We start from the raw sequence: 12517 nt of genomic DNA on the forward strand, positions 1-12517 counted from the left end.
GCAGTCATTTCTTTTCAAACATTAATACCAAGGATAGAACGGGATATACGGCCGCGGATAGTATGGATATGGTCTAGGATAATAATAAGGCGGCCGCGGATAGTATGGATATGGTCTGGGGAAATAATAAGGCGGCCGCGGATAATGATATGGCACCCGTTCGTGGCTCTCGGCTGTGTATTCATGATAGAAAGGATCGTACAAGAGGAAAACCTCCTTTTCAAATGTTTGGTTCCGTTTACCTTATTCCTGTATGCCCGGTATGGTGTACGTACAACGGGCAAAAAAAAGACGCCGGTTATCATCCGGCATCTTTTTTTACACTTTCACATCAATTGAATGTCCGGCAGTCGGGTGCTGGGACGGCAGCATTTTCACTGTTTCTTCCGCCGCAGCCTGTGCTTGCTGCATGACCGTTTTTGTTAAAGCGATATTTACATTCTGCGCCAGAGATGCTTGGTGCATAGCGATTGATAACGCAGGGATATCCATAGCTCCACCTCCTTATCCCTTCATATCGGCGGCATGCTCTGATTATGAAGGAGACTGGCGGTTTCTTTTTACGGCCCATTCTAAAAATGCGGCAGCGCATACCCCGAGGGTATAGGCGAAAATGTCACTCCAGACAAATTGCCAGCCGAGGATCAGCCCGCCGAGCGTGCTGCTTCTGATTGCGTCAATCCAAGGCGCGTGATACAGCTGGCTGCATTCAATCAGACAGCAAAACGAGAGGCTCAAAAATGCGGCTGTTTCCGTCCGTATGTGCCGAAACAAAAGCCCGAATCCTGTGAAAATCATTGCCGACCACAAGGCATCTCCTAAATAAGCGTTTATGATGCCGGGCAATAGGGCGGTGATGTATGCGGTTCTGGACAGCAAACCGAATGCGATGATAAAAACGGTACATATTCCGTATGTCAATGGATGTCTATTCACTTCACACTGTTCCCCTTTTTTTTGTACTCCCATGTATTGTAAGGAACGACGGAGAAGCTGTCTATGAAAAAAACGGCCCGGGAGGCCGCTTTTTTTGCGTTATCTGGCTTTTAGGTTGACGTGGTCTGCTTTTTGGTCACTGCCGATGACGAAGCGGAGCTCATACTGCCCCGTATGGTAGACGTAATCTGTTTCGCCCGTTTTTGGCACTGTCAGGATTTTGTCAGCGCTGCCGATTTGTTTGCTTAAGACGTCAGGTGTGACGCTTCCGAGGTTTAAGCGCCGCTCGACCCCCGTTCCGAAATAGCGTATTTCCGAGATTTTTCCGTTTTTATGATAGGAAAATCCATAACCGGGGTTTCCCATGTTCCAGCTGTATAAATCAAATGGATTGCGGCTGTCTGCTTTTTGTTCCGGCTCGCCGATTTTATCGTAAACGTCCTGTCTTGTGCTTTGGTTGATTTTCAGGCCTTTCACATTTTGCGGCATTTCCCCTTTAAATGCCGATTGGTAAAGGCTGTTCACCAGTTCTTGTGCACGTTGGTTTTCTGTTTTTGAAGCGGCTGCGGCATGGACGGGCTGTATAACCGAAAATGCTTCTGCGCCGAATGCGCATCCCGTGAGCATCACTGCCGATAATCCCGTGGCGAGTGTTTTTTTCTTCAACATATGTGAACGCCTCCTTTTTACCGCTCATACCCGTATGTTTCCTGAGATAAACGAGATGTTTTAGTGAAAGGCCGGCTGGGAATCATAGAGGATGTATAGAGGGGTACAGAAAGGGGAAAAGAAAATGGCTGATACAAAGAAGGTTACAATCAATGGGGTTGAAATGGAAGCGCCGGACGGTCAAACCGTTTTGCAGCTTTTGAACAATAGTTCAATTGACGTGCCGCATGTGTGTTATCACCCGAGTCTCGGGCCGATTGAAACGTGCGATACCTGTATCGTCAATGTTAACGGGGAACTGGTGCGTTCGTGTTCCGCGCAAATAAAGGACGGAGATGTCATCGATACGCTTTCGTCCGATGTGAAAAAAGCGCAGATTATCGGCATGGACAACATTTTGCACAACCATGAATTGTACTGCACGGTCTGTGATTACAACAATGGGAGCTGCGAAGTACATAATACCGTAAAGGAAATGAAAATCAATCATCAAAGCATTCCGTTCGATCAAAAACCGTATCCTAAAGATGAATCAAATCCGTTTTACCGATATGATCCCGACCAGTGCATTTTGTGCGGACGCTGCGTCGAAGCCTGTCAGGACGTACAGGTAACCGAAACCTTAAGCATTGATTGGGAGCGGAAACGCCCGCGGGTCATTTGGGATCAGGATGTGCCGATCAATGAATCATCATGTGTTTCCTGCGGACATTGTTCGACGGTATGTCCGTGTAATGCCATGATGGAAAAAGGCATGGAAGGCGAAGCGGGGTATTTAACAGGCATTAACCAAGAGACGCTTCGTCCGATGATTGACATCACAAAAGGCGTCGAAACCGGATACGGATCGATTTTGGCCATATCGGACATGGAATCGGCCATGCGGGATGAAAGAATCAAGAAAACGAAAACCGTATGCACTTACTGCGGTGTCGGCTGCAGTTTTGATATATGGACGAAAGGAAGAGACATTTTAAAGGTAGAACCTCAGGCCGAGGCGCCCGCAAATGGCATTTCGACGTGTGTGAAAGGGAAATTCGGCTGGGATTTCGTCAATAGTGAAAAGCGCCTTACCAAACCGCTTATCCGGGAAGGAGACTCGTTTCGGGAGGCGGAATGGGATGAAGCGCTGCAGCTGATCGCTGATAAATTTACCGATATAAAAGAACATTTCGGCCCGGACGCACTTGCCTTTATCACATCTTCCAAATGCACGAATGAAGAATCATACGTGATGCAGAAGCTTGCAAGAGCCGTCATCGGCACAAATAATGTCGACAACTGCTCACGCTACTGCCAGTCTCCCGCCACGGCCGGATTGTTCAGAACGGTCGGATACGGCGGTGATTCAGGGTCGATTACAGATATAGAAAAAGCTGAGCTCGTGCTGATTATCGGCTCAAATACGTCTGAGTCTCACCCCGTCCTGTCCACACGCATTAAACGTTCTCATAAACTGCACGGACAGAAGCTCGTCGTCGCTGACTTGCGAAAACATGAAATGGCCGAGCGCTCCGATGTGTTTTTCCAGCCGCGTGCCGGATCAGATATTGTCTGGCTGAATGCCGTATCGAAATATCTGCTGGATCACGATTTGGCGGATACTGCATTTCTGAAGGAGAGAGTGAACGGATTAGATGAATTCGTGAAAAGCCTTGAACCTTATACAATGGAATATGCGGAAAAACATACCGGTGTGGACAAGGATACCCTAATCAAAGTGGCCCGGATGATTCATGAAGCCGGCAGCGTGTGCGCACTGTGGGCGATGGGTGTCACCCAGCATATCGGAGGAAGTGATACGAGCACGGCCATTTCCAACATGCTTCTTGTGACCGGAAATTACGGCAAGCCCGGCGCAGGCTCATATCCGCTTCGGGGCCATAATAACGTGCAGGGAGCCAGTGATTTCGGCAGTATGCCTGACAGCTTCCCCGGCTATGAAAAAGTAACGGATGAAAAAGCCCGCAAAAAGTATGAGCAGGGCTGGGGAACAGACCTGCCGAAAGAAATCGGAATGACAAATCATGAAATGATCGAAGGCATCCACTCAGGAAAACTGAAGTCCATGTACTTAAAAGGAGAAGAAATGGGGCTTGTCGACTCCAATATTAACCATGTTCATGCCGCATTTGAAAAGCTTGATTTCTTCGTTGTGCAGGATATCTTTCTTTCGCGTACGGCCGAGTTCGCCGATGTCGTGCTTCCGGCAAGCCCGAGCCTTGAAAAAGAAGGGACGTTTACGAATACGGAACGGAGGGTGCAGCGTCTTTACGAAGTGTTTGAACCGCTGGGCGATTCAAAGCCTGATTGGCAGATCATTACGGACATCGCCAACCGTCTGGGCGCTGATTGGCACTATGAACATCCGGCAGACATTATGGAAGAAGCGGCAATGCTTTCGCCGCTCTACGCAGGCGTCACTTACGAACGTCTCGAAGGCTACAATTCACTGCAATGGCCGGTTGCAGCGGACGGAACCGATTCACCGCTTTTATTTACGGACAAGTTCCCGTTTTCAGACGGCAAAGCGATTCTATATCCCGTTCAGTGGACCGAGCCGAAAGAATTTGATGAAGAATATGATATCCATGTGAATAACGGGAGGCTGCTCGAGCATTTTCACGAAGGGAATCTGACTTACCGATCAAAAGGAATATCCGAAAAAACACCGAGTGTGTTCCTTGAGGTCTCGCCCGAACTCGCCGAAGAAAGAGGGCTGGAAGACGGAACGCTTGTCCGTCTGACTTCACCGTACGGAAATGTGAAAGTCAAATGCGTCATCACAGACAGGGTAAAAGGTAAACAAGTCTATCTTCCGATGAACGATTCAAAAGACGCCGCCATTAACCTTTTGACAAGCAGCTATGCGGATAAGGATACCGATACACCGGCTTATAAAGAAACATCAGCGAAGATGGAGATTTTGAAAAAAGAAGGCGTTAATCCGCTTCCGAAAATCAATTTCCGTTACGGAAACCCGCAGCCGCAGATCGGTGTCCGGGTTGATCGGAAATGGGCGCGTAAAGATTATGTATTTCCGGGAGACGCCGTAAAAAGGGGGAAGCAGCAAAATGGCTAAAGCAATCAGCGGCATCCGAAAACAGACCGTCACAGAAGAAGACAAACGAAAAAAGGACTTAGAAGAGATCGAGACGGCTCTTTTACGAAATAAAGACGCGATTTTGGAATCTCTGCACATTCTTCAGCACATGAACGAGCGCGGCGTTTTGGCGCTTCTGCGCGGGCTCTTCGGCCAGGGAGACAAAGTGATGGATATCCTCGTGAAGAAGGCGAATACTCCGGAAACGGCCAATATGCTGAAAAATCTCCTGCTGTTAAGCGGCGTTCTCGGCATGCTCGATGTAAAACAGCTTGAGCCGTTTATCGTTAAAATCAATGCGGGGGTCACAAAGGCCGTCGAGGAAAAAGACAGCGGCAGGAAGACCGGGTATTTTGATATCGTCCGCGCTTTAAAAGACCCGGAAATCAACAAGGCCGTCACTCTGCTGTTTTCTTTCCTGAAAGGCATGGGCGCTGATACGGACGATATGGAAAGAAATACGCAGCCTCCTGAAGACCAAAAGCAGCACCAGAAACCGCAGACGAATGAGTGAACATATCTCCCGAGCCTGGCCGAAGGCTCGGGTTTTTTGCGTGCTTATGCTGTTTTCTTGGGAGAAATTTCACCTCCGGATTCATGACTTTTGTTGTGTTATGTTAATAGTTAAGGTTATGAATAGAAAAAAATTGAAAATATGTGCTAGGATAAAATTCAAGGTACGTCAACTATTCAAATATGAAACAATCAGGAGTGATGAAACATGAGTAAGCTGAGGAGCACGAGACAAGCCATCCAAAGAACCCTGATGAAAGGAAAAAACGGCCTGGACGTATACAACCCTTTTCCTTGGTATGAAAAAATGAGACGGGAAAGCCCTATACACTTTGATGAAGAAACGAAGGTTTGGAGTGTGTTTTTATACGATGATGTCAAAAAAGTCATCAGTGATAAAGAGACGTTCTCAAGCCTCATGACTGATGTGAAAAGCTCGATTGCAAAGTCCATGCTGAATATGGACCCGCCGAAGCATACCCAAATCAGATCCGCCGTCAATCGCGCTTTCACTCCCCGCGTCTTGAAGGAATGGGAGCCGAGAATTAAAGACATTACCGATCATCTCCTGAAACAGGCAAAGAACAAAGGGCGGATTGATATCGTTAAAGATCTCTCTTACCCTTTGCCGGTCATGGTGATTTCAGAATTATTAGGCGTTCCGTCCGAACGTATGGATCAGTTTAAAAAATGGTCGGACATTCTCGTCAGCATGCCGAAAGATGCGAGTCCTGAAGCGGCGGAGAAAAATCAGCAGGAACGTGACCAATGTGAGGCGGAGCTGGCGGCGTTTTTTGCGGAAATAATAGAAAGCAAACGAAAACAGCCCGGCCAAGACATTATTTCTATTTTGATAAAAGAGGAAGAAGAGGGAGAGAAGCTCACGGCAGAAGATCTGATTCCGTTTTGCAACCTGCTTTTAGTGGCGGGAAATGAAACAACGACTAATCTCATTTCAAATGCGGTTTACAGCATATTAGAGACGCCCGGCCTTTATGACGAACTGAGACAGGACCCTTCTCTCATCGCGCAAACGGTGGAAGAAACGCTGCGTTTTCGCGCTCCCGCTCCGTTTGTCAGAAGGACGGTCCGGCACGACATTGAACTGCGCGGACGCCGCTTGAAAAGCGGGGAGATCGTTCTCTGCTACGTTGCATCTGCCAACCGTGATGAAAACAAATTTGAGAAGGCGGGCGTATTTGATATTCATCGCCAATCGAATCCGCACCTTTCCTTCGGATTCGGCGTACACTTCTGCTTAGGCGCTCCGCTTGCCAGACTTGAAGCGGAAGTCGCGCTGAAAGGAATTGTAAAAGCCTTTTCACACCTTGAGCCGGTCCGGATTGAGCCGATCCGAAACAGTGTCATGTACGGGCTGGAGTCTTTAGAAGCGGAGATAAACGAAAATGAGGGAGAAGAAAAATGATGAGAAAAACACACATCGCCATTATTAATGTGGCCGCTCACGGTCATGTCAATCCCACGCTGCCCGTAGCCGAGGAACTTGTCAATCGCGGGTATAAAGTGACATTCGCTACGACTGAGGAATTCGAAGCTTCCGTTGCCAAAACGGGCGCCATTCCCGTTTTATACCGCACAAGCATAAAGGCGGACCCGGAGACGATAAAAGAACGGGTAAATAAAAATGATGCGTTTGTGATGTTTCTGGAAGAAGCGGTTGAAGTGCTTCCGCAGCTGGAAGAGCTGTACAAAGACGACCTTCCTGACATCGTCCTGTTTGATTTTTTAGCTCTTGCCGGAAAATTGTTTGCGGATAATGGCGGCATCCCGGCCGTAAAGTTCTGCCCGAGCTATGCAATGAATGAGTATTTTCAATTAGGAAGAGACGAAGAAACACTGGAAGCGGCCAAACAGGCGATAGAAGAATACCAGGAGCAGATTGAAAATGAACAATTGAAACGGATGACAATGGAAGAATTTTTTATGCCTGAAAAACTGAATATTGTCTTTATGCCAAGGGCCTTTCAGCCGAAACAGGAAACCTTTGATGAACGTTTCTGTTTTGTGGGTCCGTCTCTTGGAGAACGCACAAATACGGGAAGTCTGGAAATTGATGCAGCCGATGACCGTCCGCTTATGCTCATCTCACTGGGAACGGCGTTTAACGCCTGGCCTGAATTTTACCAGATGTGTATTGACGCGTTTCGGGACTCGGACTGGCGGGTTATTATGTCAGTCGGCACAACAATTGATCCGGAAAGTTTTTCGGATGTCCCCGATCACTTTATCATCCGCCAGCACGTTCCTCAGCTTGATGTGCTGGAGAAAGCAAAGCTGTTCGTATCTCACGGCGGGATGAACAGTACAATGGAAGCGATGAATGCGGGTGTCCCGCTCGTTGTCGTTCCGCAAATGCACGAACAAGAGGTTACCGCAAAGCGTGTGGATGAATTGGGGCTTGGCGTGCATCTGCCGCCGAAAGAAGTCACTGTGGCCCGTTTGCAAAAAGACGTTCAGAACGTATACGGCGATAAAAACATCCTCAGCCGCGTGAAAAGCATGCAGCAGAAAATAGAAGAAACCGGCGGTCCAAAACAGGCTGTTTGCGCCATTGAAGAATTTTTGAAAACGGCGGCCGTCGAAAATTGATTGAGAAACAGGCAGCGCACCGGAAGACGGCTGCCTGTTTTGTTATATGTTTTTCTTCATGCCGCATCTCCGGCATTCCCTCAAAAATTTTCCGCCCTTCACTGAGCTTTTAAACAGCGTGTAGTCGCAATTGTCACATCGACCGCTGTGAACATCAGGATATTCATTGAACTCATAAATGACCGAAGTATCGTATCCTTTTGTCTCGAACTCTTTTTTTGTTTCCATAATTGAAAGTCCCTCCGCGAATCAAATCATTCTGCCCGGTTAATGATACAGCAACTGCACGGGGGATTCAACGGGAGCATAGCTTGATTTTCCCGGCTGATTGCGTAACAATAATAGAAATAAATGACGGCCTGCCATAGGGCGCCCGGCATCTGAAGGGAAGAAGAAAACAGCGATGGGAAAAGGATTGAACGGGAAACGGATTGCCATCGGCGGTTCGCGGAAAACAGAAGAGATCACAAGATTAATAGAAAAGCAGGGCGGAACGGCGGTCGTCCGTTCCCTCCAAGGAACCGTATACCTGGCGGAGGATCAAATTGAACCCGACGTAAGAACATTTGCCGGGCAAAAAGCCGACTGGGTGATATTCACCACAGGCATCGGTACGGAAACGTTATTGTCGGTATCGGAAAAAATCGGTCTGAAAGAAGAATTTTTAGCGGCCGTTCATGAAGCGAAAATCGGCTGCAGAGGCTATAAAACATATGCGGCCTTAAAAAAGCTCGGCATCACGCCGCATGCCTCAGATGAAGACGGTACAACAAGAGGGCTGATCCGCTCCTTGGAACGATTTGACTTTAAAGATAAAAAAGTCATGATACAGCTTCATGGCGAAAAAGCGCCGGTCTTAACGGAGTTCCTTGAGAAAAACGGAGCGGAGGTATTCCCTGTTCTGCCGTATCAGCATATTCCGCCTGAAAGGGAGACGGTCGATAAACTGCTGGCAGAGCTGTTAAACGGAGAGGTCGATGCCGTATGTTTTACAACAGCCATTCAAGTGCGCTCTCTCTTTGATTATGCAAAAGAAAAAGGGTTCACAAAAGAATTGCAGCAGGCATTCGAAAAACAAGTGCTTGCCGCCGCAGTCGGCAAAGTGACGGCTGAAGCGATCCGGGATGAAGGGGTAAAGAGAGTCCTTGCTCCGGACATTGAGCGGATGGGAGCGATGATTATTGAATTATCCCGTTACTATGAATCTCTGACCTTGTCATAAACCATCATTCAGCAGGGAAAAAAGCCTACGCTTCCCTGCTGAATTTTTTTAATTGCCAATGTTCCGTGAAAAGGGAAGGATATGTCAAGGCGCTGAGTATGATACATGTAAGAAGAGCGGAGGCCATCGTTGTAAAAACGATCAGCAGCTGAAAGCGCACCGCCTGTATCGGATCAGCCCCCGCTAAAATCTGCCCCGTCATCATGCCGGGAAGCTGAACGAGACCCAATGTTTTCTGGCTTTCAAGCGTCGGGATCATACTGAGCTTCATGCTGGACGTCAATATCTGCCGGACGGCCTGCTTAGGCGTTCCTCCGAGAGAGAGAATCAGTTGGATCTCTTCTTTCCGCAGATCCGCTTCCGAACTGAGCTTGTTTAAAAACAGGCTTGAGAGCACCATGGAGTTTCCGATGACCATGCCGCTTATCGGAATGACATATCTTGAAGTGACCGGAATGATGTGAAGGGTCAGTAAAAGTCCCTGCGTCACAACTTCCACGATCGCCAGTGTCAGAAAAACGCGCCAAAATGAGCCGATCCGCATTTTTTTCCGTTTGGCGACATTGTGCGAAGCGGCCGTGAGCATGAGAAGCACCATTAATATGATAAATATCGGGTGATCACCGCGAAAAATCAGCGACAGCACATAGCCGATGATGAGAAGCTGAATGACGGCCCTGACGGTTGCGACGATCATATCCTTTTCGACGCCGGCTTTAAAAGATTTAGACAGGAATAAAGCAATAATGACAAATATACTTGTCAATAACAGAGAAAGATCATTCATATCAGCACCCGCTCCCTTGTAAAAGCGCCCGGGCCTTTTCGTGTTTCGGTTCCTTAAAGAACGTTTTCGTTTCCGCGGTCTCTAAAAGCCGACCCTCAGCCATAAACCATACCGTATCGGATAATCGTTCCGCTTGTTCAAGGTTATGGGTGATCCACAGGACCGTCAGCTGTTTTTGCCGATGGAGTTTCGTAATCAGTTTCTCAATGATGAGAACAGATGACGGGTCCAGCGCCGAGGTGATTTCATCCAGCAGCAGGATGGACGGCAGTCCGGCGAGAGTTCGCGCTAATGAGAGCTTCTGCCGCTGCCCTCCGGATAATTCTTTTGCATTTCGATCCAGAAGCCCGCGCGGAAGGTCTGTAAAATCTGCGAGCTCTTCAGGCGTATAGTGCTGTGCTCCGTGGAGTTTTTCTGCGAGCAGAAGGTTGTCCCGCACCGTTCCCTCGAGGGCGGGAGCTGATTGAAATGCAAGGCCCGCGGTTTTTCTGAGCTCCCTGATATCCCAGCGCCTTATTTCTTTTCCGAATACAAGCACTTCCCCTTCATCAGGTGTATTCATCAGATTGCACAGTGACAGCAATGTGCTTTTTCCCGCGCCGGAAGGGCCTATCAACGCCGTGATAGAACCTTTTTGAATATGTCCGGTTACACGGCTTAGGACATCAAAGGACGTATTGTTTTGTTCAAAGCGTTTGCCGGCTGACAGAAAAGATATTGCCGGAATTTCTTCTTTCATACAGGAGGACACCTTTCGTAAAAAAATCAGGAACCGGTGAGATTGGCTGACGTTTGCTCAGCCGTTTTCTGGTCTGTCTGCCGGGAAGCGAATGTATGCATGACCATTCCCGCAATAATAATGAACAGTCCGGCAAATGAAAGAAGTGACGGAAACGCCGCGGATAAAAAGACGATTTCGCCGATCAGTGCAAAAAGAACCTCTCCGGACTGCGTCGCTTCAACAGCAGCGAGCTTCTGCGGCTCATTCCTCACCATATCGGTGGCGCGGAAAAATAATACTGTTGCGATAACGCCAGAGCTGAGTGCGACGATAAAGGATTGGAATGTCTGTCCCATTGACGGAAGCCCGTCTCTATGCCAGCCGAAAGCGGCGATCAAAAGCCAAAACGGAAGGCTTGCGAGAGTCATGCCGAGCACCCGCTGAAACGTATCGAGTTTTCCGCCGTATTGTTCCAGCATTTTGCGGTTGCCGAGCGGATAGGCAAATGCGGCGATGACGACCGGCACCACGCTGAATAGTATCGTGCGGCCGGACAGAGAACCCGCATGCTGAAGCTGAATCAGACCGGCTCCGATCAGGATGATGACGGAAGTAACCAGCGAAATGAGCGGGATCTTTTGTCTGGCGGAAACCGGGCCCGCCGGTGAATTTTTTGTTTCGTAAAAAAACGGCGACAGAAGCACACCCGCGACAATTGTAATCTGCCACGTGCCGGCGATCAGCCAGCCCGGCCCATATGCCGCCGCAAACGTAATCGGGGCATAAAAAAGCACGAACCCGGTAAAACTCCACTTCAGCCAAAAAAACGGTTTTTTTCGGATTTCATGCCAGAGCGGCGCCCATTTTCCTTTCACATAAACGATCAAAAATAAAAACGGAACCATAAAAAGAAAACGCAGGGAAGAGCTCCACATCCAGCTTCCGCCGGAAAGCTCCATCGCCCTGTTTAAAATAAATGTGACTGCAAAAAACAGAGATGCCAATATTCCGATCACGATGGCTTTCATTAAATCCCTCATTTTGACACATATTTTTTTATACTATACTATTCACCGGCAGGCTTCGCAATGGAATATGAGAAAATAGCGTTTTAACAAATGATGAATGGGAAACAGACATATACGGAGGTGAAAACAATGCAGAAAGAGGATATTCAAGTGCTTTATTTTGAAGATGACGGCCGCATTCCGAATAACCCGAATCTTCCGCTTGTTATTTATAAAGCGGTATTTAATGAAGAAACGGTGCAGAAAGCAGAGTCCGTCCTCCGCCGGCACGATTGGTCGAACAGCTGGACGGGCGGAGTATTTCCGTATCACCATTTTCACAGCACCACGCACGAAGTTCTTGTCGCGGTAAAAGGAAACGCGGTTTTGAGGTTCGGCGGGGAACAAGGAGCGGACGCCGTTCTTCAAATGGGAGACGCAGCGGTCATTCCGGCCGGCACCGGACATAAAAAACTGTCGGGCAGTTCTGATTTTACCGTGATCGGGGCTTATCCGGGCGGCCGGCAGTACGATACAAAAACGGAGAAAAATGATAGAACTTCAGAAGAAATCAGCCGTGTCCCGCTCCCGGAATGCGACCCCTTTACGGGAAAAACGGGCCCGCTATTAAAATTGTGGGAGAAATGACAGGGGAAAAGCGGATGGTCTGTAAAAAAATAGCCTAAAAGAAACGTTATTACACCCCCGCCATATAAATAATTTCATAAACGAAACAATTCACGTTCAAATTTTGTTCAAAAAGTGTTATTATATAAGAGTAAATCAAATTGGGGTTTTTTATGTTTGCTATTTTCAGAGAGGAAAAAGAAATTTTGACTTATTCAATTGTTTTTGTTGATATAAAAATAATACTGGATATGGCAAAGTGAAAAACTGGGTAGTAAACATTTATTTTTGTAAATGATTGTGCATGAATTCACAATCTTGC

The 12517-nt window shown here is 47.8% G+C and carries 14 protein-coding genes; 6 read left to right on the top strand and 8 right to left on the bottom strand.

Annotated features, from left to right (window positions below; all coding sequences use genetic code 11):
- Nucleotides 1-21 precede the first annotated feature (21 nt).
- The 4 genes from AC1RRX_RS05050 to AC1RRX_RS05065 form a co-directional block, all read right to left on the bottom strand.
- Nucleotides 22-204 carry a hypothetical protein gene (locus tag AC1RRX_RS05050; RefSeq protein WP_076851211.1) on the bottom strand — a complete coding sequence of 61 codons (183 nt, stop codon included), beginning with the start codon at nt 202-204 and terminating at the stop codon, nt 22-24.
- A 114-nt stretch (nt 205-318) separates the two neighbouring features.
- Nucleotides 319-492 carry a YjfB family protein gene (locus AC1RRX_RS05055; protein WP_007407314.1) on the bottom strand — a complete coding sequence of 58 codons (174 nt, stop codon included), beginning with the start codon at nt 490-492 and terminating at the stop codon, nt 319-321.
- A gap of 42 nt (nt 493-534) precedes the next feature.
- A complete protein-coding gene (locus AC1RRX_RS05060) occupies nt 535-936 on the bottom strand; it encodes a ribosomal maturation YjgA family protein (protein ID WP_108725032.1) in 402 nt (133 codons plus the stop codon).
- 99 nt (nt 937-1035) lie between these two features.
- Complete coding sequence (locus AC1RRX_RS05065; protein WP_007407312.1) at nt 1036-1605, bottom strand: YjgB family protein; 570 nt, start codon at nt 1603-1605, stop codon at nt 1036-1038.
- 124 nt (nt 1606-1729) lie between these two features.
- On the opposite strand from AC1RRX_RS05065, the gene fdhF reads away from it, so the two are divergent.
- The 4 genes from fdhF to AC1RRX_RS05085 all read left to right on the top strand — a co-directional run bounded on the left by fdhF (nt 1730) and on the right by AC1RRX_RS05085 (nt 7831).
- Nucleotides 1730-4687: a formate dehydrogenase subunit alpha gene (gene fdhF / locus AC1RRX_RS05070; protein WP_007407311.1), complete on the top strand. Its 2958-nt coding sequence runs from the start codon at nt 1730-1732 to the stop codon at nt 4685-4687.
- The gene (locus AC1RRX_RS05075; protein WP_012117344.1) at nt 4680-5222 is read left to right on the top strand and encodes a helical membrane plugin domain-containing protein; all 543 of its coding nucleotides are present in this window, start codon (nt 4680-4682) and stop codon (nt 5220-5222) included. Before fdhF ends, AC1RRX_RS05075 begins: the two co-directional genes overlap by 8 nt.
- Before the next feature lie 207 nt (nt 5223-5429).
- Nucleotides 5430-6647 (top strand): cytochrome P450, encoded by a 1218-nt coding sequence (locus AC1RRX_RS05080; protein ID WP_144464023.1) that lies wholly within the window; start codon nt 5430-5432, stop codon nt 6645-6647.
- On the top strand, nt 6647-7831 hold the full coding sequence (locus tag AC1RRX_RS05085; protein ID WP_031378841.1) for a macrolide family glycosyltransferase: 1185 nt from the start codon (nt 6647-6649) through the stop codon (nt 7829-7831). The genes AC1RRX_RS05080 and AC1RRX_RS05085 overlap by 1 nt, the downstream gene beginning before the upstream one ends.
- Before the next feature lie 42 nt (nt 7832-7873).
- On the opposite strand, the gene AC1RRX_RS05090 is transcribed toward AC1RRX_RS05085, so the two are convergent.
- Entirely contained in the window at nt 7874-8059 is a 186-nt protein-coding gene (locus AC1RRX_RS05090; protein ID WP_003154919.1) for a DUF8096 family protein, read from the bottom strand.
- Nucleotides 8060-8234: 175 nt separating this feature from the next.
- Between AC1RRX_RS05090 and AC1RRX_RS05095 the strand changes: the two genes are divergently transcribed.
- Nucleotides 8235-9053: a uroporphyrinogen-III synthase gene (locus AC1RRX_RS05095; protein WP_144464022.1), complete on the top strand. Its 819-nt coding sequence runs from the start codon at nt 8235-8237 to the stop codon at nt 9051-9053.
- 25 nt (nt 9054-9078) lie between these two features.
- Here AC1RRX_RS05095 and AC1RRX_RS05100 read toward each other — a convergent pair whose 3' ends face one another.
- The 3 genes from AC1RRX_RS05100 to AC1RRX_RS05110 are packed head-to-tail and all read right to left on the bottom strand — an operon-like array spanning nt 9079 to nt 11589.
- Complete coding sequence (locus AC1RRX_RS05100; RefSeq protein WP_144464021.1) at nt 9079-9840, bottom strand: ABC transporter permease; 762 nt, start codon at nt 9838-9840, stop codon at nt 9079-9081.
- A 1-nt stretch (nt 9841) separates the two neighbouring features.
- Nucleotides 9842-10579 (bottom strand): ABC transporter ATP-binding protein, encoded by a 738-nt coding sequence (locus AC1RRX_RS05105; protein WP_061862094.1) that lies wholly within the window; start codon nt 10577-10579, stop codon nt 9842-9844.
- A gap of 26 nt (nt 10580-10605) precedes the next feature.
- The gene (locus AC1RRX_RS05110) at nt 10606-11589 is read right to left on the bottom strand and encodes a DMT family transporter (protein WP_015417269.1); all 984 of its coding nucleotides are present in this window, start codon (nt 11587-11589) and stop codon (nt 10606-10608) included.
- A 129-nt stretch (nt 11590-11718) separates the two neighbouring features.
- On the opposite strand from AC1RRX_RS05110, the gene AC1RRX_RS05115 reads away from it, so the two are divergent.
- The gene (locus tag AC1RRX_RS05115) at nt 11719-12216 is read left to right on the top strand and encodes a cupin domain-containing protein (protein WP_061862095.1); all 498 of its coding nucleotides are present in this window, start codon (nt 11719-11721) and stop codon (nt 12214-12216) included.
- Nucleotides 12217-12517: the final 301 nt, after the last annotated feature.

Source organism: Bacillus sp. GW821-FHT11D08, from assembly GCF_058808515.1.